The sequence below is a fragment of the Burkholderia sp. SR8 genome (assembly GCF_052851275.1).
On record NZ_JAULUC010000002.1, the window covers coordinates 326,893 to 347,643 of the forward strand.

19 protein-coding genes are annotated in these 20,751 nt (G+C 67.3%); 8 read left to right on the forward strand and 11 right to left on the reverse strand.

What is annotated here, in order from left to right; all coding sequences use genetic code 11:
- Positions 1-274: 274 nt before the first annotated feature.
- From Q3A80_RS03740 to Q3A80_RS03750, 3 genes are all read right to left on the reverse strand, one after another.
- On the reverse strand, positions 275-1,858 hold the full coding sequence (locus tag Q3A80_RS03740; protein WP_446327719.1) for a Na+/H+ antiporter: 1,584 nt from the start codon (positions 1,856-1,858) through the stop codon (positions 275-277).
- Positions 1,859-2,118: 260 nt separating this feature from the next.
- Positions 2,119-3,552, reverse strand: coding sequence for an aldehyde dehydrogenase family protein (locus Q3A80_RS03745; RefSeq protein ID WP_446327720.1), 1,434 nt, complete (start codon positions 3,550-3,552; stop codon positions 2,119-2,121).
- 28 nt (positions 3,553-3,580) lie between these two features.
- Complete coding sequence (locus Q3A80_RS03750) at positions 3,581-5,221, reverse strand: acetolactate synthase large subunit (protein ID WP_446327721.1); 1,641 nt, start codon at positions 5,219-5,221, stop codon at positions 3,581-3,583.
- 383 nt (positions 5,222-5,604) lie between these two features.
- On the opposite strand from Q3A80_RS03750, the gene Q3A80_RS03755 reads away from it, so the two are divergent.
- Both Q3A80_RS03755 and Q3A80_RS03760 read left to right on the forward strand, forming a co-directional pair.
- Positions 5,605-5,922, forward strand: a complete 318-nt coding sequence (locus Q3A80_RS03755) for a type II toxin-antitoxin system RelE/ParE family toxin (RefSeq protein WP_446327814.1) — start codon at positions 5,605-5,607, stop codon at positions 5,920-5,922.
- 3 nt (positions 5,923-5,925) lie between these two features.
- Positions 5,926-6,225: an addiction module antidote protein gene (locus tag Q3A80_RS03760; RefSeq protein ID WP_446327722.1), complete on the forward strand. Its 300-nt coding sequence runs from the start codon at positions 5,926-5,928 to the stop codon at positions 6,223-6,225.
- A gap of 57 nt (positions 6,226-6,282) precedes the next feature.
- Here Q3A80_RS03760 and Q3A80_RS03765 read toward each other — a convergent pair whose 3' ends face one another.
- The 5 genes from Q3A80_RS03765 to andAc form a co-directional block, all read right to left on the reverse strand.
- The gene (locus Q3A80_RS03765) at positions 6,283-7,569 is read right to left on the reverse strand and encodes a DUF445 domain-containing protein (protein WP_446327723.1); all 1,287 of its coding nucleotides are present in this window, start codon (positions 7,567-7,569) and stop codon (positions 6,283-6,285) included.
- Between the two features lie 153 nt (positions 7,570-7,722).
- Positions 7,723-8,943 carry an anthranilate 1,2-dioxygenase system ferredoxin--NAD(+) reductase gene (gene andAa, locus Q3A80_RS03770; RefSeq protein WP_446327724.1) on the reverse strand — a complete coding sequence of 407 codons (1,221 nt, stop codon included), beginning with the start codon at positions 8,941-8,943 and terminating at the stop codon, positions 7,723-7,725.
- On the reverse strand, positions 8,933-9,259 hold the full coding sequence (gene andAb / locus Q3A80_RS03775; protein ID WP_151067931.1) for an anthranilate 1,2-dioxygenase ferredoxin subunit AndAb: 327 nt from the start codon (positions 9,257-9,259) through the stop codon (positions 8,933-8,935). The genes andAa and andAb overlap by 11 nt, the downstream gene beginning before the upstream one ends.
- A gap of 26 nt (positions 9,260-9,285) precedes the next feature.
- Positions 9,286-9,771, reverse strand: a complete 486-nt coding sequence (gene andAd / locus Q3A80_RS03780) for an anthranilate 1,2-dioxygenase small subunit AndAd (RefSeq protein WP_446327725.1) — start codon at positions 9,769-9,771, stop codon at positions 9,286-9,288.
- Positions 9,772-9,788: 17 nt separating this feature from the next.
- Complete coding sequence (gene andAc / locus Q3A80_RS03785; RefSeq protein WP_446327726.1) at positions 9,789-11,060, reverse strand: anthranilate 1,2-dioxygenase large subunit AndAc; 1,272 nt, start codon at positions 11,058-11,060, stop codon at positions 9,789-9,791.
- 211 nt (positions 11,061-11,271) lie between these two features.
- Here andAc and andR point away from each other — a divergent pair, with 211 nt between their 5' ends.
- Positions 11,272-12,231 carry an anthranilate 1,2-dioxygenase regulatory protein AndR gene (gene andR, locus Q3A80_RS03790; protein WP_446327727.1) on the forward strand — a complete coding sequence of 320 codons (960 nt, stop codon included), beginning with the start codon at positions 11,272-11,274 and terminating at the stop codon, positions 12,229-12,231.
- Positions 12,232-12,638: 407 nt separating this feature from the next.
- On the opposite strand, the gene Q3A80_RS03795 is transcribed toward andR, so the two are convergent.
- A complete protein-coding gene (locus Q3A80_RS03795) occupies positions 12,639-13,529 on the reverse strand; it encodes a LysR family transcriptional regulator (protein ID WP_446327728.1) in 891 nt (296 codons plus the stop codon).
- A gap of 91 nt (positions 13,530-13,620) precedes the next feature.
- On the opposite strand from Q3A80_RS03795, the gene Q3A80_RS03800 reads away from it, so the two are divergent.
- Genes Q3A80_RS03800 through catC form a run of 3 tightly spaced genes read left to right on the forward strand, consistent with a single transcriptional unit; the run spans position 13,621 to position 16,027 of the window.
- Positions 13,621-14,754, forward strand: coding sequence for a muconate/chloromuconate family cycloisomerase (locus Q3A80_RS03800; protein WP_446327729.1), 1,134 nt, complete (start codon positions 13,621-13,623; stop codon positions 14,752-14,754).
- A 36-nt stretch (positions 14,755-14,790) separates the two neighbouring features.
- Positions 14,791-15,693 (forward strand): catechol 1,2-dioxygenase, encoded by a 903-nt coding sequence (catA, locus tag Q3A80_RS03805; protein ID WP_446327730.1) that lies wholly within the window; start codon positions 14,791-14,793, stop codon positions 15,691-15,693.
- Positions 15,694-15,736: 43 nt separating this feature from the next.
- The gene (catC, locus tag Q3A80_RS03810) at positions 15,737-16,027 is read left to right on the forward strand and encodes a muconolactone Delta-isomerase (protein ID WP_446327731.1); all 291 of its coding nucleotides are present in this window, start codon (positions 15,737-15,739) and stop codon (positions 16,025-16,027) included.
- Between the two features lie 138 nt (positions 16,028-16,165).
- Here the strand turns inward: catC and Q3A80_RS03815 are convergent, their stop codons facing one another.
- Positions 16,166-16,951, reverse strand: coding sequence for an NAD(P)H-dependent oxidoreductase (locus Q3A80_RS03815; protein WP_446327732.1), 786 nt, complete (start codon positions 16,949-16,951; stop codon positions 16,166-16,168).
- 86 nt (positions 16,952-17,037) lie between these two features.
- Between Q3A80_RS03815 and Q3A80_RS03820 the strand changes: the two genes are divergently transcribed.
- Positions 17,038-17,931 carry a LysR family transcriptional regulator gene (locus tag Q3A80_RS03820; RefSeq protein ID WP_446327733.1) on the forward strand — a complete coding sequence of 298 codons (894 nt, stop codon included), beginning with the start codon at positions 17,038-17,040 and terminating at the stop codon, positions 17,929-17,931.
- Between the two features lie 185 nt (positions 17,932-18,116).
- Complete coding sequence (locus Q3A80_RS03825) at positions 18,117-18,521, forward strand: DUF2471 family protein (RefSeq protein ID WP_063551223.1); 405 nt, start codon at positions 18,117-18,119, stop codon at positions 18,519-18,521.
- Positions 18,522-18,695: 174 nt separating this feature from the next.
- Here Q3A80_RS03825 and Q3A80_RS03830 read toward each other — a convergent pair whose 3' ends face one another.
- Entirely contained in the window at positions 18,696-20,729 is a 2,034-nt protein-coding gene (locus tag Q3A80_RS03830) for an oxidoreductase (RefSeq protein WP_446327734.1), read from the reverse strand.
- Positions 20,730-20,751: the final 22 nt, after the last annotated feature.

Genomic DNA, 20,751 nt, shown 5'->3' on the forward strand with positions numbered 1-20,751 from the left:
CAGATAAATCAGATCATTTCCGGACGCGAAACACGATAACGTTTGCGAAGCCGGCAGCATGAGGCTTGCATGCGCTGCAAGGCTCGTGCGTCGAACGGGTCGGGGCCGGATTCCGCTACGGCGGAATCGGAAAGATGAAACGGAGAAAGGGGACGCCGCGCCCGGGCGTCGGTCGCAGCGCGGAGGCCGCGGCGGACAGCCGGAATCGCGGCGAGGCAACGTAGCCGGGACGATCGCCGCACCGGCCCGCGCCCGGTGCGCGCGCGGGTGCGGCTTACCCGCGCGCGTGCTGCGCGGACACTTCCTGCAGGTCGAGATCGCGCTCGACCATGTGCAGCATCTCGTCGTGAATGCGGCCCGAACGATGCAGGCGCAACAATTCCGCGCGGCCGGCCTTGATCGCGGCCAGCACGACGTCGTAGTGCGCGACGCGGATCTCCGCCGGATATTCGGGCTCGTCCTTCGCACGCTCGGTCAGCTCCGCGCGATACGTGTATTGCTCGAGCAGCCGCGGGTGAATCACGTTGCCGCGCTCGTCGCGCACCAGCGGCTGGATCGCCGCGAGCTGCGCCGCCTCGATATGCGCCCACGTCTGCGGCTCGGTCAGGTGATGCGCGGCGCGCGCTTCGCTCGGCGGCAGGCGCAGCAGCCGGATCAGCGGCCCGATGGTCGTGCCCTGCAGCAGCACGGTGACGAGGATCACGGCGAACGACGCGACCAGGATCACGTCGCGGCCCGGCATCGCCTCCGGCAGCGACAGCGCGATCGCGAGCGTCACGACGCCGCGCATCCCGGCCCAGCTCATGATCGTCGCGGCCTTCCAGTCGGGCGCGCCGCCGCGCCGCACGAGCCCGCGCACCGGCCACTTCAGCCCCTCGACGGCATAGACCCACACGAAGCGCGACACGATCACGGCGGCGAGCACCGCCAGCACCGCCGGCATCATCGTGCCGAGCACCTGCTCGAAGCCGCCGAGCCGATGAATCGCGCCGCGCAGCGACAGCCCGATCAGCACGAACACCATCGCCTCGAGCAGGAACACAATGACCTGCCAGAATGCGGTGCCGCGCGTGCGCACCGCCGCCGAAAACACTTCGTGCTGGTGCCAGCCGACGATCATGCCGGTCGTCACCGTCGCGATCACGCCCGACACTTCGACCATTTCGCCGGCGATGTACGCGATCCAGCCGGCGATCACCGCGACGGTGATCACCAGATAGTCGTCGTCGAGCAGCTTCAGGAACCATACGACGAGTTTGCCGACCACGAAGCCGACCACGACACCGCCGAGCCCGAGTTCAGCGAAGCGCACGACCGCGTGCTCGAGGCTGAATGCGCCCGTCAGCGCGGCAGCCACCGCGAAGCGGAACAGCACGAGGCCGGCCGCATCGTTCAACAGGCTTTCCCCTTCGAGCAGCACCATCAGCCGGCGCGGCAGCGCGACGCGTTCGAGCACCGCCTTCGCGGCCACCGCGTCGGGCGGCGACACGATCGCGCCGAGCGCGAAGCACGCGGCCCACGGCAGCGCCGGCACGACCCAGTGGACGGCGAAGCCGACCGCAAACGTCGTGAACACCACCGCACCGATCGCAAGCAGCAGGATGCCGCCCACGTTGCGCTTGAATTCCTCCCACACGGTGAAATACGCACCGTCCATCAAGAGCGGCGGCAGGAACACGAGCAGCACGAGTTCCGGGTCGAGGTTGACCGGCGGCAGGCCGGGAATGAACGCGATACCGATGCCGCCGATCAGCAGCGCGGCCGCGGGCGGCAAGCGCAGCCGCTTGGCGATGCATTCGAGCGCGACGATCGCGAGGAATGACAGCAGAATCAGCTTGAATGCCGAGACGGGGGACATGAATCGACCTCGTGAAGAATGAATGCGCATGCCAGCCGGTGTCGTACCCCGGGTGGCCGGTTCGCGCGATTACATCACGAGGCGAGGCTTGCAGTCGAGCGCGTGCGGCACGTTCGCCACGTGCGACGCGAGGCGCCATCACGCCCGGGCACGCAGCGCCGCCCCCGCGCTGCCCGCGTGCGTACGCCGAAACGAAAACGGCACGCAGGCGCCGGTCGCCGCCTGCGTGCCGCCGTCGCAGCGCGCCGCCCGCGGTCGCGCTAGCGGCGCCGCACGACCATCAGCCGCGGCTCGGTCATGTCCTCGATCGCGTAGCGGATCCCTTCGCGGCCGAGCCCCGAGTCCTTCACGCCGCCGTACGGCATGTTGTCGACGCGGAACGACGGCACGTCGTTGATCACGACGCCGCCGACCTCCAGCTCGTCCCACGCGCGCTGCGCATGCGCGAGCGAATCGGTGAACACACCGGCCTGCAGCCCGAAGTCGCTGTCGTTCACGCGCGCGAGCGCATCGTCGAAGCGGTCGAACTTCTCGAGGATCGCGACCGGGCCGAACGCCTCCTTGCGGTACAGGTCCTGTTCGCGGCCGACGTTTTCGAGCAGCGTCGCCTCGAACATCGCGCCGTCGACGTGGCCGCCCGCGACGATCTTCGCGCCCGCCGCGACCGCCGCATCCATCCAGCCCGACAGCCGGCGCGATTCGGATTCGGAGATCATCGGGCCGACGAACGTCGACGGATCCTTCGGATCGCCCATCTTCAGCGAACGCGTCTTCGCGATCAGCTTGTCGCGCAGCGCGTCGTACAGGTCCGCATGCACGAGGATCCGCTGCACGCCGATGCAGCTCTGGCCCGACTGGTAGTACGCGCCGAACGCGAGACGGTCGACCACGTAGTCGAGCTGATCGCGCTGGTCCGCGTCGACGATCGCCGCCGCGTTGCCGCCGAGCTCCAGCACGACTTTCTTCTTGCCCGCCTTCTCCTTCAGCGCCCAGCCGACGGCCGGCGAGCCCGTGAACGACAGCAGCCGGAAGCGTTCGTCGGTCGTGAAGAGATCGGCGCCGTCGCGATGCGCGGGGAGCACCGAGAACGCGCCTTTCGGCAGGTCGGTTTCCGCGAGCACCTCGCCGATGATCAGCGCACCGATCGGCGTGCGGCTCGCGGGCTTCAGCACGAACGGACAGCCGGCGGCCAGCGCGGGCGCGACCTTGTGCGCGGCGAGGTTCAGCGGGAAATTGAACGGCGAGATGAACGAGCACGGGCCGATCGGCACGCGCCGCGTATAGCCGGTGTAGCCCTGCGCGCGTGCGGAGATCTCGAGATTGATCACTTCGCCGTCGATGCGCACCGCCTCTTCGGACGCGACGCGGAACGTATCGATCAGCCGCGTCACTTCGCCCTTCGAATCGTTGATCGGCTTGCCGGCCTCGATGCACAGCGCCTCGGCCAGCTCGTCGAAACGCTCACGAAAGCGCGCGACACAGTGATCGAGCACCGCCTGCCGCTTGTAGGCCGGCAGTTCGCGCATCGGCTTCGTCGCGTCGACCGCCGCGCCGATGGCCGCATCGATCGCCTTCGCGTCGGCCAGCGCGACCCGCGTCGCGATCTTGCCGCTGAACTTGTCGGTCACGTCGAGATCGGTGTTCGCGTAGACGGCCTCGTTGGCCAGGTAGTACGGATAGGTATCCTTCAGCATGGAACGCTCCTTCCGGTGAACTGCGGATTCAGAGTTGCGCCGACAGGCGCTTGATCTCGCGGTTGAGCACGCGCTCGTTGTCCGAATAGTCGATCGGCACGTCGATCACGTGCACGCCCGGCGTCGCGAAGCAGTCGCGCAGCAGCGGCTCGAGATCGTCCGCCGCGTCGACGCGATGCCCGTGCGCGCCGTAGCTCTGCGCATACGACACGAAATCGGGGTTCTTCAGCGTCATCGCGAAATCGGGGAAGTTCATGTTTTCCTGCTTCCAGCGGATCATCCCGAACGCATCGTCGCGCAGGATCATCACGACGATGTCGAGCTTCAGCCGCACGGCCGTTTCGAGCTCCTGCGAATTCATCATGAAACCGCCGTCGCCGCACACGGCGATCACCTTGCGCTGCGGATGCACGATCTTCGTCGCGATCGCCGACGGCAGCCCGGCGCCCATCGATGCGAGCGCGTTGTCGAGCAGCAGCGAATTCGGTTCGTGCGCACGCCAGTAGCGCGCGAACCAGATCTTGTACATCCCGTTGTCGAGGCAGACGATCCCGTCGACCGGCAGCGCGTTGTACAGGTCGTTCACGATCCGCACCGGATACATCGGGAAGCGCGGGTCGTGCTGGCCCTTCTGCAGATGCGCGTCGAAATGCTCCTTGATCATCCTGAAGCGCTCGAAATCCCAGTGCGATTGCGGCGTCACCGCTTCCTTCATCTGCCACACCGCGTTCGCGATGTCGCCGACCACCTCGATCTGCGGGAAATAGACGGGATCGACCTGCGCGCCGAGGAAGTTCACGTGGATCACGGTCTTGTCGTCCGCGCGCATGAAGAACGGCGGCTTCTCGATCACGTCGTGGCCGACGTTGATGATGCAATCGGCATGCTCGATCGCGCGGTGCACGAAGTCGCCGTCGGACAGCGTCGCGTTGCCGAGCCACAGCGGATGCGTTTCGTCGATCACGCCCTTGCCCATCTGCGTGGTGAAGAACGGGATGCCCGTCCGGTCGACGAATTCGAGCAGCATCTTGCAGGTCGTCTTGCGGTTGCCGCCCGCGCCGATCATCAGCAGCGGATGGCGCGCGGCCTGGATCGCGTCGACCGCGTGCGCGACCGCCTTCTCCTCGGCCACCGGCCGCCGGCTGTAGCTGCGCGGAATCGGCTTGCCGTCGCCCTCCTCGTGCGCGATGTCTTCCGGCAGTTCGAGGTGCGCGGCGCCCGGACGCTCCTCCTCCGCGCGCCGGAATGCCTCGCGCACGGCCGCCGGGATGTTGCCGATCGACACGATCTGCCGCGTGAACTTCGTGAGCGGCTGCATCATGTCGACGACGTCGACGATCTGGAAGTGGCCCTGTTTGCTCGACTTGATCGGCTTCTGGCCGGTGATCATCAGCATCGGCATGCCGCCGAGCTGCGCGTACGCGGCGGCCGTCACGAAGTTCGTCGCACCGGGCCCGAGCGTCGCGAGGCACACGCCGGTGCGGCCCGTCAGACGGCCGTAGGTGGCGGCCATGAAACCGGCGGCCTGCTCGTGCCGGGTCAGCACGAGCTTGATCTTCGATCGTCGCAGCGATTCGAGCAGATCGAGGTTTTCCTCGCCGGGAATGCCGAACACGTACTCGACGCCTTCGGCTTCCAGCGCCTTCACGAACAGATCCGATGCTTTCATGGGTGGGGACTCTCGGTTGATGCCGCGTGCCCGGCTTACGGGCGCGCGACGTTCAGAACGCGCGCCGGCCTACGGCACGCGGACGCTTTACCTACTGGACACAGCCACTGCACTGCCCGCCGCGCATCGCGCGGCGGCGCCTCCCTGTGCAGGAGGACAAACGGATCCGCCCGCGCGCGGCAAACGAGCACGCGCGGGCGGCAAGGACGTTTTTGATTGTAGACGGATTCGCGGAATTCCGACTTCGGCCGAATGGCCGATCCGGCCGCGGCAGGATCGGCCTGACGGCCAATTCGGCCCCAAACGGCGCGCACCGCCCTACTGTAGGGGCAACCGAATTCTCTTCACCGAACATGTGAACTATGGTTGACATCCTGCGATCCATGCCCTACAGTGCGCCTGCATTCAGCATCCGGACCACCGACGTCTTCGACGCGTGGTTTGCCGGCCTGCCGGATCGCGTCGCCCGGCGGCGCATCCAGGCGCGCATCGATCGCCTGTCGATGGGCAATCCGGGCGACTGGAAATCCGTCGGCTCCCCCGTCGTCGAAATGCGTATCGACCACGGCGCCGGCTATCGCGTCTATTACGTCAGGCGCGCAACGATATGGGTGATCCTCCTCTGCGGCGGCGACAAGTCGACGCAACAGGCGGACATCCGCGCCGCGCACGCGATGCTCGCGCGGCTCGACCTGGAGTGATCGATGGACAAGATCAAGACCCGGCCGTGGGATTCGGCCGAACACCTGAAAACCGACGACGACATGGCCGAGTACTTCGAAGCCTGTCTGCAGGAAGCCGGCGACGACCCGGCCTTCATCGCGCATGCGCTCGGCGTGATCGCCCGAGCGCGCGGCATGTCGCAGGTCGCGCGCGACGCGGGCCTGTCGCGCGAAGGGCTGTACAAGGCACTGTCGTACGACGGCAATCCGAGCTTCGGCACGATCCTGAAAGTCATCAAGGCGCTCGGCCTGCAACTGCACGGCGCGAAGGCGCACGCGTGATTCCACGCCGCGCGACCGCGTGCGACGTGTGTGATGCGCACGATGGCTGCGGCCGCGTCAATGCAGCCAGCCGCCCGCCCAGCGCGGCACCAGCGACACCAGATACAGCCCGAGCCCGATCAGCCCGCCGACCAGCGTGCCGTTGATGCGGATGTATTGCAGGTCCTTGCCGATGTTCAGCTCGATCTGCCGCGACATCTCGCGCGCATCCCAGTTGCGCACCGTATCGCGGATGTGACGCATCAGGAAATCCGCGAAATCCGGCGCCATCTCGTGCACGGCCCGCTCGATGTGCTCGTTCAGCGACGCGCGCAGCGCCGGGCTCTGAGCGAGCCGCTCGCCGAGCCAGCCGCCGAGCGTCGCGGCCTGCCGGTGCAGCGCCGAATCAGGGCGCGCGAGATCAGCCTTCAGCCACGCGCGCAACTGGTCCCACAGATCGCGCACATACTCGTTGAACGCGTCACCATCGCGGATGTAGCGCTTGATCTCGTCGCCCTTCGCGATGAATGCCGGGTCATGCTTGAGCCGTTCGGTCAGCCGCACGACCGTGCGGTCGAAGCGCTGCCGCAGTTCGTGTTCGGGATCGGCCGCGACGCCCTCGAGCACGCGGCTCACCGCGTTCGCGAGCATCCGCGCGCCGTTCTCGCCGAACCACTGCGTCGGCATGATCTTCTCGACTTTCGGGTATTGCGTCTTCAGCCATTCGACGATGAAGCCGGCGATCACCTCGCGGTTCTCCTCCTTGGCGAGCACGTCGACCACCTGTTCGATCGCATCGTCGAGCAGCGCCTGATGGCGGCCGTCCTTCGTCAGCGTGTCGAGAATCGCGCCGGCCGATTGCGACAGGTCGATCCGGTCGATCGCCGCGCGGAATGCGTCGTGGACGAACGACTGGATCCGCGCGTCGTCGGTCATGTCGAGCGCGAAGCTCATCAGCTTCGTCACGTAGCCGCCGAGCGCGTCGGTGTTCGCCGGCTCGCCGAGCCACGTGCCGAGCTTCTGCGCGGGATCGTGCTGGCGGATCTGCGCGGCGAGCGCGTCGGGGCCGAGGAATTTCTCGCGCACGAACACCGCGAGGTTGTCCGCGATCTTGTCCTTGTTCTTCGGGATGATTTCGGTGTGGCGCGACACGAACGGGATCGGCACGCGGCGAAACAGCGCGACGACCGCGAACCAGTCGGCGAGCGCGCCGACCATCGCGGCCTCGGCCACCGCCTTGAAGCCGTCGACCCACGGGCCGCGCGGCAGCAGGATCGTCGTGACGAATACCGCGACGGCGGCCAGCAGCAGCCATAGCGCGCGGCGCTTGCTGCGTTTCAGTTCGAGGGCTTTGTCTGGCGTCATGGGCGACCGGTGAAACGGCAATGCCGCTAATATGCACCGATCGCCGACCGACGACAAACCCGCACGCCGCGCAGGTTGCCCGGAGCGGGCTTCCGCCCGCGTTCCCGCGACGCGACGTGAACGCGGCCATGCCGGCCGCGTTCACGCACTACGTCACAAAAACGTCTTCAGGTTCACCGCCGGATCGGCAAGTTTCATCGGATCGGGTACCGCCCCCGCCGCGATCAAACGCCGCGACGCGCCGATGTCGCGCCCCAGGTTCGCCGCGGCCACCGCCACGATCTTCCCGTCGTCGCCGAGCCCGAACACCGTGAACGGCCCGCTTGCCGGATCGCCGCGCACGACGGCGGTCCGCTCGCTGCCGAACACGCCGAGCATCTGCAGGTTGCAGTCGTATTGATCGGACCACAGCCACGGCAGCTCGGCATACGTTTCGTCCGCACCGAGCAGGTTTGCGGCCGCGACGGCCGGCTGGTTCTCCGCGACCTGCCACGACTCGATCCGCACGTGACGCCCGAGCAGCGGATTGAAGTGCATCGTCACCTCGCCGGCCGCGAAGATCGCGCGATCGGCCGTGCGGCAGCCCGCATCGACGCGGATGCCGTTGTCGACGTCGAGGCCCGCTGCCTGCGCGAGTTCGACATTCGGCACGACGCCGATGCCGACCACGACGATGTCGGCCTGCACGTCGCCGCGATCGGTCTCGACGATCGCGCCGCCCGCCGGTGCACGGCGAATCGCGCGCGGCAGCGTCGCCATCTGGAAGATCACGCCGCGTGCGTGATGCAGTTGTCGCGCATACGCGCCGACGACTTCCGGCAACGCACGCTGCAGCAAGCGAGGCGCCGGGTCGATCACCGTTACGTCGCAACCGAGCTGGCGCGCGGCGGCCGCCACTTCGAGGCCGATGAAGCCGCCGCCGAGCACCGCCACGCGACGCCCCGGCGCGAGTCGCGCACGCAACGCGCGCGCATCGGCAACGGTACGCACGTAATGCGGGACGACGCCGTCGTCGACCGGGCCGCCGAATGCACGCACGCGCGAACCGGTCGCCAGCACGAGCTTCGCGTACGGCAGCGTTGCGCCGTCGTCGAGCCGCACGCGCTGCGCGTCGCGCTCGATCGCGTCGACGCGTGTGCCGAGCCGCAGCTCGATGCGCTGCGCGTCGTACCATCCCGCATCGCGGATGAACGCGCGCTGCTCGCCGCCGTCGCTCAGCAGCGCATCCTTCGACAGCGCGGGGCGATCGTACGGCAGCTCGCGTTCCGCGCCGATCATCACGATGCGCGCACCGGCGTCGCGCTCGCGCAGCGCCTCGGCCGTGCGCCGGGCCGCGTGGCCGGCGCCGACGATCACGAACGGGTCAGTCGACATTGACTTCCACCTGCCCGTCGACGACCCGGATCGGATAGACCCGCACCGGCTCGGTGATCGGCGCGCATTTCGGCGCGCCCGTGCGAATGTCGATCAGCCCCTGGTGCAGCGGGCATTCGACGCAGCCGTCTTCCACATAGCCTTCGGACAGCCGCGCGTGACCATGCGAACACAGGTCGTGCATCGCGAACAGTTCGTCGCCGATCCGGAACACCGCGATCGGCTTCTGGCCGGCGACGCGCGCCGCCGGTTCGTCTTCGGAGAATTCGTCGAATGCGCCCAGCGGATGCCATTGCGCGAGCGTTGCTTCAGTCATGTCGATTCCTTGCTTCGTCAGATCGGTCAGATCGGGGTCGCGAGCAGCGTCTGCACGCGCGACGTGTCGTAGATCACGCGCTTGGTCTTGTAGCGCAGCCCGTCGGGCGTGCGCACGACCGTGTCGTAATACTTGCCGGCCTGGTACACGTTCGATTCGCCGTTGCTGCGCGTCTGCACGACCACGTAGTTGCTCTCGGTGTCGATCTCGCCGTCGCGCGCCGCGACGATCGTGAGCCCCGACGTCATGTGCCGGTACGTGTGCTCTTCATAGATGTTCGCGTGCCGCAGCGACACCACGCGGTCGCGCAGCATCCGCCGGTTCGTGCAGTGGACGATCCCGACCGGCAGGCCGAGATCGGCGTTTTCCTTCGGCACGATCTCGTACGTGCAGTCCTCGGTGAACATCTCCGGCCAGTGTTCGAGCCGGTCGTTGTCGAGATGGCCGATGTAGCGGTTCTGGAGCATGTAAATCTCGAACCACGTCTTCATGTCTTCCGTCAGGTTTTCCATCGTTCCGCGCTCCCGCTTCAATAGCCCATCAGCTTCTGATAACCGACCCAGAACTTGCGGATCAGGCTTTCGGTGATCACCGTGTCCTGCTGGTCCGGATTGCCGCGCGACATCTCGATCACCGATGTCGCATCGGCGTCGCGCACGGTGCCGCGCTGCACGAGTTCGGTCGCCTCGGTGTCTTCCATCGAGATGTAGCCGGCCGGCCCGACGAGATTCGCCTGCTTGATGCGCAGTGCGCGCAGTTCGGGCGTGTCGTCCGCGTAGCCGAAGAAATGGAAGATCAGCTCGAAGTTGTCCGGCCCCTTCGGCAGGATCTGGCGCGCGACCAGCGTGTTGTGGATCTGCTGGATCACGAGCTGCGGGAAGATCGGCTGGATGTGGTTCGTGCAGTCCTCGTCGTATTCGGACACGAGATCGAGGATCGATTCGTCCTCGAGGTGGAAGCCCTCGTCGAACGAGCGGATGTTCTGCTGTTTGTACGCGGCCGACGTGTCGTCGCCCGTCTTCGTCACCGTAATGATGCTGTGCAGCCCGTGGTTCGCATCCGGAATCGAGCGCGCCTTCATCCCGACGCGGAAGATGTTGAAGGTCGTATGGAACAGGTGCAGCATGCTCGCGTGATACGGATCCTTCACGTTCTCCATGTACAGCTTCCAGTTCGACTTCGAATACTGGCGCGTGCAGCCGAGATACTCGATCGGCTTGTGGAAGATCCGGTCGATCCACGGGCGCATCTGCTCGCCGAGATACTCGGGCAGCGGCGCGACGTCATCGCTGAAGGTCGCGAACACGAGCCCGCGATAGCTGTCGACGCGCAGTTTGCGCAACCCGTGCTGCTTCGGGTCGAAGTCGGCCGGCATCCCGGTCATCCCCTTCTGGCCGCGCCGGAACGGCACGCCGAGCAGGTTGCCCTGGTTGTCGAAGCTCCACTGGTGATACACGCACGTGTGCGAGCTCGCGTTGCCGCGCGACTTGCGGCACACCTGCGCGCCGCGGTGCGCGCAGCGGTTCACCCATGCGGACAGCGAGCCGTCCTCGGTGCGCGTGACGACGACCGGCGTGTCGCCGACGAACGTGCTCTTGAAGTCGCCGGCGTTCGGGATTTCCGCTTCCAGCGCGACGAAGTTCCACGTCGGCCCGCGGAAGATGCGTTCCTGCTCGCGATCGTAGACGGCCCGCGAGCTGAACACCTTGTACGGCACGCGCGAACCGTCGTCATGCGGAAAGTGCACGTCGGACGCGTCGTCGCGCGCGGCGAATACGACGGGCGATTCTGTCTGCTCCATGTCGGACTCCTTGTGGTTCCGTTTCGTTGATTGCATGGAGCCGATTTTTGAAAAGCTAATATTCGGCGTCTATCCGGAAAGTGCGATTGCGGCGGCGCAATATCCACTTTCGGCGGATTTCTGCGCTAGCATGGCGACACACGCGACCCGCGCACGACCGCGACCCATTCGTCGGATCGAAGCGCGCGCGTCCATTCCAAGGCCGATGCCCATGTCCCCAACGTCGTTCGAGCCGCTTGCGCTGCGCGCGCACCGGCTGTTCGAATCCCGCGATCTCGACGAGACGCGCGAGCGGATCTCGCGCGTGATGCAGCCGCACGCGCTGCTGCCGAGCGGCCGCGTGCAAGGCGCGTCGCATATGGATTTCGTGCGGCTCGGCGGCCTCGGGATCGGCACGATCGCGTTCGGCGACGCGATGCGCGTGCAGGTCGACGCCGTCGACGGCTATTACCTGCTGATGTTCTGCCTGTCCGGGCAGGCGGAAGTCCACGCGATGGGGCGCCGGCTCGGCGTCGACGGGCAGACGGGCGTGCTGTGCGCGCCCGGCGAGCGCTTCGACGCGGTGCTGTCGGCCGACTGCGAGCAGTTCGTGCTGCGCATCGATGCGGCGACCGTCGGGTCGCTGACCGGCGATCCGCGCGCGACGCTCGACCCGGTGCTGCACATCAGCGACGCCGCGCTCGCCGCGTGGCGCCAGCAGCTGATGCTCGTCGCGCGTTCGCCCGAACTGCTCGAACGCGCGAACGCGAACCCGCGTGTCGCGTCGCAGCTCGAGCATCTGCTGATCGACCTGCTGATCGAAGGCCATCCGCCGTCGCTGCTGCAGCGCTCGCGCCACGATCCGGCGCCGGGCTTCGTGCGGCGCGCGCAGGAGTTCATCGCCGCGCACTATGCGCAGCCGTTGCAGCTCGCCGATATCGTGCAGGCCGCCAACGTGCCGGAACGGACGCTGCGCGACGCTTTCCTGCAGTTCCGCGGGATGAGCCCGATGCAATACCTGCGTGCGACGCGGCTCGACCATGCGAGGGAGCTGCTGCGCGGGGCGGCGCCGGAGCGGCGGATCGCCGATATCGCGCTCGATTGCGGATTCACGCACCTCGGGCGGTTCGCGATCGCGTATCGGGAGAAGTTCGGGGAATCGCCGTCGGAGACGCTCGACGGGAAGCGGTAGGTGGCGCGCCGGCTGACTCGGCGCGTCGCAGGCGGGGGCAATAGCCGGGCGGCCGGCGGAAGACCGGCTTCCGGCTTCCGGCTTCCGGCTTCCGGCTTCCGGCTTCCGGCTTCCGGCTTCCGGCTTCCGGCTTCCGGCTTCCGGCTTCCGGCTTCCGGCTTCCGGCTTCCGGCTTCCGGCTTCCGGCTTCTGGCTTCTGGCTTCTGGCTTCTGGCTTCTGGCTTCTGGCTTCTGGCTTCTGGCTTCTGGCTTCTGGCTTCTGGCTTGCAGACATGATCGCCCCGCAGTGGAAACCGCGCCTCTGCGTCAATAGCGACCGACATCGCGCCGCGACGCCTGTTCCGCATTTGACGCGATACACCGAACTCGACCGTTAGTTGCAGTTGACGCGCATTCAGCCTGCGTCCTTATGGAGTCGGCACGATCATTTCCCGCGCAATCGCACAGAACGCCGTCGTCGCCGCGCTTTCGCCGTGCAGCCGGCGGCTCATGATGATCGGCGACGTCGCCGTGGGCTCCGGCAGCCGCCGGTACACGACACCCTTCACCCGCACGCCCTCCACGCTCTCCGGCACCAGCGACACGCCCACCTGCGCGGCGACGAGCCCGAGCGCCGTCTGCAGCTCGCGCACCTCGTGAACGGCCGCCGGCACGAGCGCGCCGTCGCGCAACGCGGACAATTGCTGGTCGGCGAAACTCGGCCGCGGCGTGCTCGGATAGACGATCAGCGTCTCGTTCGCGATGTCCGCGAGCGTCAGCGGGCGGTCCGGATCCGCAAGCGGGTGCCCGACCGGCAGCGCCGCGATCAGCTTTTCCTCGATCAGCGCCTCACGCACGAGCTGGTCGTCATCGAAGCGCAGACGGCCGAACCCGACGTCGATCCGCCCGCCCTTCAACGCGCCGAGCTGCTCGAGCGTGAACATTTCGATCAGCGACAGCTCGACGTCCGGCTGCGCCTCGCGAAACGCGCGGATCACGTCCGGCAGCGCGCCATAGAGCGTCGACGGCACGAAACCGATCACGATGCGCTCCGACAACTGCGCGAGCCGCCGCGTCAGCGGGCCGAGCTCGTCGGCCTGCTCGACCACGCGCTTGGCCTGCGCATAGAACACGCGGCCCGCGTCGGTCAGTTTCAGCGGCCGCGCGCCGCGCTCGAACAGCGGCAACCCGACCTCGTCCTCGATCGCCTGAAGCTGGCGGCTGAGCGGCGGCTGCGTCATGTGCAGCCGCTCAGCCGCGCGCGTGATGTTCATTTCCTCCGCGACGGCGATGAAGTACCGGAGCTGGCGCAATTCCATTTCATGCCTCAAAGGTATGGAAGTAGTCGGAAAGAGTGTTGGACGACGCGGGGCGGGAATTCCTACCATGTGCACCAACAGGAGGAATCGCATGATAGCAACTGCCGCCACCATCGAACGCATCGAGACATTGCTCGTCGACGTGCCGACGATCAGGCCCCACAAACTATCGGTCGCCACGATGCATTGCCAGGCCCTCGTGCTCGTCCGCGTTCGATGCACGGACGGTATCGAAGGCGTCGGCGAGGCGACCACGATCGGCGGTCTCGCGTACGGCGAAGAGAGCCCCGAGAGCATCAAGGTCAACATCGACACCTACTTCGCGCCGCTGCTGCAAGGCATGGACGCAACGCGCCCGGGCGCCGCGATGGCACGCGCGCGCAAGCTGTTCCAGGGCAACCGGTTCGCGAAGTGCGCGATCGAGACCGCGCTGTTCGACGCGCAGGCGCGCCGCCTCGGCGTGCCGCTGTCCGAGCTGTTCGGCGGTCGCACGACCGATGCGGTCGACGTCGCCTGGACGCTGGCGAGCGGCGACACGCAGCGCGACATCGCGGAAGCCGAGGCGATGCTGGAAGCGCGCCGCCATCGCGCATTCAAGCTGAAGATCGGCTCGAACGCGGTCGACGACGACGTCGCGCACGTGATCGCGATCAAGCGCGCGCTCGGCGAGCGCGGCGACGTCCGCGTCGACGTGAACCAGGCATGGAGCGAAACCGATGCGATCCGCGCCGGCGCGCGACTGGCCGATGCCGGCGTGAGCCTCGTCGAACAGCCGATCGCCGCGACCAATCGCGCAGGGCTGAAGCGCCTCACGCAGCTCGCCCACATCCCGATCATGGCCGACGAAGCGCTGCACGGCCCCGTCGACGCATTCGCGCTCGCGCAGGACCGCGCGGCCGACGTGTTCGCGGTGAAGATCGCGCAATCGGGCGGCCTGCTCGGCGCGGCGAGCGTCGCATCGATCGCGACCGCGGCCGGCATCGACCTGTACGGCGGCACGATGCTCGAAGGCGCGGCCGGCACGATGGCGTCCGCGCAACTGTTCAGCACGTTCGGCTCGCTGAAATGGGGCACCGAACTGTTCGGGCCGCTGCTGCTCACCGAGGAAATCCTCGTCGAGCCGCTGCGCTACGAGGATTTCAAGCTGCACCTGCCGGCGACGCCCGGCCTCGGCATCACCTTCGACTGGGCCCGCATCGAACGGATGCGACGCGGCGCCCGCTGATCCCACACGACACGACAACCGAAACCGGAGACACAGATGAACAAGCAAGCCATCGACGCCCTGCTGAAGACCTTCGACGATGCCGCGGAAAAGCCCGGCAATCCGCGCGTGCGCGCGATCGTCAACCGGATCGTGAAGGACATCTGCTACACGATCGAGGACTTCGACGTGCAGCCCAGCGAGTTCTGGACCGCGCTGAACTACCTGAACGAAGCCGGCCGCGAATTCGGGCTGATCGCGGCAGGCCTCGGCCTCGAGCGCTTCCTCGACGTGCGGATGGACGAGGCCGAGGAGAAGGCCGGCTTCCACGGCGGCACGCCGCGCACGATCGAAGGGCCGCTGTATGTCGCGGGCGCGCCGGAATCGGTCGGCCATGCGCGTCTCGACGACGGCAACGATCCGGGCCAGACGCTGATCATGCGCGGCCAGGTGCTCGGCCAGGACGGCGCGCCGATCGCGAACGCGCTCGTCGAGGTGTGGCACGCGAACCATCTGGGCAACTATTCGTACTTCGACCAGTCGCAGCCGGCGTTCAACCTGCGCCGCTCGATCCGCACCGACGCCGAGGGCCGCTACAGTTTCCGCAGCGTGCTGCCGGTCGGCTACAGCGTGCCGCCGGGCAGCAAGACCGAGCAATTGCTCGACCTGCTCGGCCGTCACGGCCATCGTCCGGCGCACATCCACTTCTTCGTTTCGGCGGACGGATATCGTAAGCTGACGACGCAGATCAACATCGAAGGCGATCCGCACATCTGGGACGACTTCGCATTCGCGACGCGCGAAGGACTGATCCCGAAGATCAAGCAGGCCGAGGGCGCGGAAGGCAAGCCGTACGGCGTCGACGGGCAGTTCGCGCTGATCGACTTCGATTTCACGCTGCTCAAGGACAAGCAGGACGTGCCGGCAAGCGAGGTCGAGCGGCCGCGCGCGCAGGCCTGAGCGGCCGTCCCGTTCGACGACTCGACAACGCAAGGAGAGCAGGATGCTGTTTCATGTGGAAATGACCGTCCGTCTGCCGGCGGACATGGATCCGGTCAAGGCGGCCACGCTGAAGGCCGAAGAGAAGGCGATGTGCCAGCGGCTGATGAACGAAGGCGTCTGGCGGCATCTGTGGCGAATCGCGGGGCAGTACGCGAACGTCAGCATCTTCGACGTCGACAGCGTGCAGCAGCTGCACGACGTGTTGAGCCAGCTGCCGCTGTTTCCGTATATGGAGATGGAAGTGCAGGCGTTGTGCCGGCATCCGTCTTCGGTGCGGGACGACGATCGGTAAGCGGCGCTGAAGCGCGCGGCCCGCGCACGGCCGCGACACGCATGACACGGGCGGCCGGCGATGTTCTCGCCGGTCGCCCGTATCGTTTTGCAGTCCGGGCTTGCGGCGCCGCCCCGCATCACGCCGATGCAGCGGCGCTCACTGCTGCGCGGCCAGATGCGCGGCAAACCCGACCGTGCCCGGCGCGATTTCCGGCTTCAGCGTCAGCGCCGGAATCTCGTAGTCGCCCGCGTTCTGCCGCCGGAACGGAATCGGCTGCGCGGTCCACAGCGTGTCGAGACGCTTCGCGAGCGCCGCGCGCGTTTCGCCGAAGCGCGCGTCGTCCATCCGTCCGGTGCGATAGATCACGAACGGCGGCAGCACGTCGAACCCCGGGTAATACAGGATCCCGTGCTGGATCGGAAACAGCACGTCGTCGATCGGCCCGTTGATGCCGCGCGCGCTGTAGTGCGACTCCCATCCGCCCGTCGTGACGATCACCATCGCACGCTTGCCCGCGAGCGAACCTTCGCCGTAACGATCGCCCCAATGCCGGTCGGAATGCTCGCCGACGCCGTACGCGAAACCGTACGCATACACACGCTCGACCCAGCCCTTCATGATCGCCGGCATCGAGAACCACCACAGCGGAAACTGCAGGATCACCGCGTCGGCCCACTTCAATTTTTGCTGTTCGCGCGCGATGTCGTCGCGCTGCGTGCCCGTCTCGAACGCGCGCTTCGAATCGAGCGCGGGATCGAAGCGTGCGTCGGGCGCGCGGTCGGTCACGTCATCCGCATCGAATGCGGCCTTCCAGTTCATCGCATACAGATCGGTCACCTGCACCGCATGGCCGGCCGCTTCGAGATGCGCGACGGCGAAGTCCCGCAACGCGCCGTTCAGCGATCGCGGTTCGGGATGGGCATAGACGATCAGCACATTCATGTTCACTGCTCCGTGGATTCAACGACTGCAGGATGCCGTCATCACCGGTATATTGGAAATGAATTCCTGATATCCCAGGTATAGCCATGAACAATCTCAGACGACTGGATCTGAACCTGCTGGTCACGCTGGACGTGCTGCTCGCCGAGCACAACGTCACGCGCGCAGCCGAGAAACTGAACATGTCGCAGCCGTCGGTCAGCGTGCAGTTGCAGAAACTGCGCGACCTGTTCGGCGACCCGCTGCTGCTGCCGGGCCCGCGCGGGATGCGGCCGACCGCGCGTGCGGAAACGCTGCGCGAACCATTGCGCGACGCGCTGGAAGCGGTCGAGCGCGCGGTGCTGACGGCCACGCCGTTCGATCCGGCGACCGCGACGAACACGTGGCGCGTGACCGCGACCGACTACGGCGAATCGACGATCGTCCTGCCCGCGCTGAACGCGCTGCGCTCGGCCGCGCCCGCGACCCGGCTCGCCGTCGTCGAGCTGGTGCCGCCGCGCATCGAGCAGGATGCCGAGCGAAACGGCATCGATCTGGCGTTCCATACGACCGAGGGCTCGCCGGCAGGGATGCGGCGCCTGCCGCTGTTCGCCGAGCGCTACGTGCTGGTCGGCCGCGCCGGGCATCCGAAGCTGAAGCGGCGGCCGACGCTCGCGCAGTTCGGCGCGCTGGAGCACGTGATCGTGTCGCCCGACGGCGGCGGCTTTTTCGGCGTGACCGACGAAGCGCTCGCGCAAGCGGGCGCCACGCGGCGCGTCGTGCTGTCGGTTCCGCATTTCCTGTTCGTGATGTCGGCCATTGCCGGCACCGACCTGGTCGCGATGCTGCCGGAGCGGCTGGTGCGCGACACGCCCGCGCTGCGCGTCGTGGAAGCGCCGGTCGAGGTCCCCGGCTACGAAATGTCGATGCTGTGGCACGAACGCGTGCATCGCGACCCCGCGCATCGCTGGTTGCGGGAGACGATCGCCGCATCGGTGTGAATCGCCGCGCCGGCACGGACGGCCGCACGCGCGGGCGTGTCCGCAATCGTCAGAAAACCGTCACCGCACACACATATTCATTCGGCACTTGATACGGCGCCGAACACTGTATATATTTACAGTGCTTTTGCACCATTTGACCCGAATTCCGTCACCCATGACGGACGGACTTTTGTGAGGCGACCATGTTCCAGTCATCCGCATTCGATCCCGAGCAACCCGGCTTCAACCCCGTCCACTTCGAGCGCGCCGCGCAGCGCGCGGTGGTCGATCTGCAGCGTGTCGTCGGCGGCCCCGCGCAGCGCGCGCTCGGGCTGCGGCGCCGCACCCATCCGGCCGCCGTCCGCACGATGAGCTGGCAGGCGCTGCTGAACGTCGAGGAACTCGCGTTCTCGAATGCCGGCTTCCTGAGCCGCAACGATCCGACGGTCGTCGATGCGTTCATCCGCCTGCGCGACAGCCGGCTCGTCGCCGCGGACGTCGAGGAGCCGGTCGACTGGCGCCGCGACGACGACGACCTGCCGGCCGTCTACCTGATCGTCAAGGCAATGCTGGAAGCGGAAGAAGAAGAGCGCGCCGAAGCGGCGTGATGCGCACCGGCAAGTAGCGAGCGCCGTCTGCCGCGATCGCGTCGCCACGTTGCATGGCGACGCTGTCCGCATCCGTTCGTCGCTGTCGGCATGGAACGGATCCGGAATCGTCGGCGCGAGCATCACGTGCCATCGTGCGACGCACTGCGCCGCGCGACGCGAAGCAGCTGCCCGTTACAACCGCGCGGCCAGCCGCGAACCCTGGTCGATCGCCCGCTTCGCATCGAGTTCCGCGGCCAGCTCCGCGCCGCCGATCAGATGCACCGGGCGGCCGGCCGCCTGCAACGGCGCGAGCAGTGCACGCTGCGGCTCCTGCCCCGTGCACAGCACGATCGTGTCGGCCTCGATCAGCTCGTGATCGGTACGCTGCTCGCCGTACGACACGTGCAGCCCGCGCGCGTCGATCAATTCGTAATTCACGCCGCCGATCATCTTCACCTGCTTCATCTTCAGCGTCGCGCGGTGAATCCAGCCGGTCGTCTTGCCGAGCCCCTTGCCGAGCGGCGCGGCCTTGCGCTGCAGCAGCGTCACCTCGCGAGCGGGCGCCGCGACCTGCGCGCGCGTCACGCCGCCGCGCATCGCGGCCGGATCGGTCACGCCCCACTCCGCTTTCCATTCTTCGAGATCGAGCGTCGGCGACTCGCCGTCCTGCACCAGATATTCGGCGACATCGAAGCCGATCCCGCCCGCGCCGACCACCGCGACGCGCCGGCCGACCGGCCGCCGGCCGGCGAGCACGTCGATATAGCTGAGCACGTTCGGCCCGTCCTGACCGGGAATCTTCGGGTCGCGCGGCGCGACGCCGGTCGCGAGCACGATCTCGTCGTAGCCGCCCGCGATCAGGTCGCTCGCGTCGACGCGACGATTCAGGTGCAGGTTCACGCCTGTGAGCTCGACCTGCCGGCCGAAGTAACGCAGCGCTTCGTCGAACTCCTCCTTGCCCGGAATCCGCTTCGCCATGTTGAACTGGCCGCCGATCTCCGCTGCCGCGTCGAACAGGTCGACGTGGTGGCCGCGCTGCGCGAGCACGGTCGAGCACGCGAGCCCGGCCGGCCCCGCGCCGACCACCGCGATGCGTTTCGGCTGCTGCGCAGGGGCGTAGATCAGCTCGGTCTCGTGGCACGCGCGCGGGTTCAGCAGGCACGACGCGATCCGGTTCCTGAACGCGTGATCGAGGCACGCCTGGTTGCAGCCGATGCACGTGTTGATCTCGTCCGCACGGCCCTGCGCGGCCTTGACGACGAACTCGGCATCCGCGAGCAGCGGGCGCGCCATCGACACCATGTCCGCGCAGCCGTCCGCGAGAATCTGCTCGGCCACTTCGGGCCGGTTGATCCGGTTGGTCGTCACGAGCGGGATGCCGACCTCGCCCTTCATCTTCTTCGTGACCCATGCGAACGCGCCGCGCGGCACCGACGTCGCGATCGTCGGCACGCGCGCCTCGTGCCAGCCGATCCCCGTGTTGATGATGGTCGCGCCCGCGCGCTCGACGGCCTTCGCGAGCTGCACGGTCTCGCGCCAGTCGCTGCCGTCCGGAATCAGGTCGAGCATCGACAGCCGGTAGATCAGGATGAAGTCGCGGCCGACCGCCTCGCGCGTGCGCTCGACGATCTCGATCGGCAGCCGGATCCGGTTCTCGTACGAACCGCCCCACTGGTCGCTGCGCTTGTTCGTATGCATCGAGATGAACTGGTTGATCAGGTAGCCCTCGGAGCCCATGATCTCGACGCCGTCGTAACCGGCGTCGCGCGCGAGCTGCGCGCAGCGGACGAATGCGCGGATCTGCCGCTCGACACCGCGGGCGCTCAGTTCATGCGGCGCGAACGGCGAGATCGGCGACTTGATCTTCGACGGCGCGACCGCGAACGGGTGGTAGCCGTAGCGGCCGGTATGCAGGATCTGCAGCGCGATCTTGCCGTCGTCCGCGTGCACCGCGTCGGTGATCACGCGGTGCCGCCGCGCGCTGGCCGACGTCATCAGCGTGCCGCCGAACGGCTTGGTCCAGCCGGCCACGTTCGGCGCGAAGCCGCCGGTCACGATCAGGCCGACACCGCCACGCGCGCGTTCGGCGAAATAGTCGGCGAGCCGCGGCAGCGTCTTGCGGCTGTCCTCGAGGCCGGTGTGCATCGATCCCATCAGCACACGGTTCCTCAGCGTGGTGAAACCGAGGTCGAGCGGTGCGAGCAGGTGCGGAAAGGCGGTCGTCATGATCGTTCTGCGGTTAAGCGGT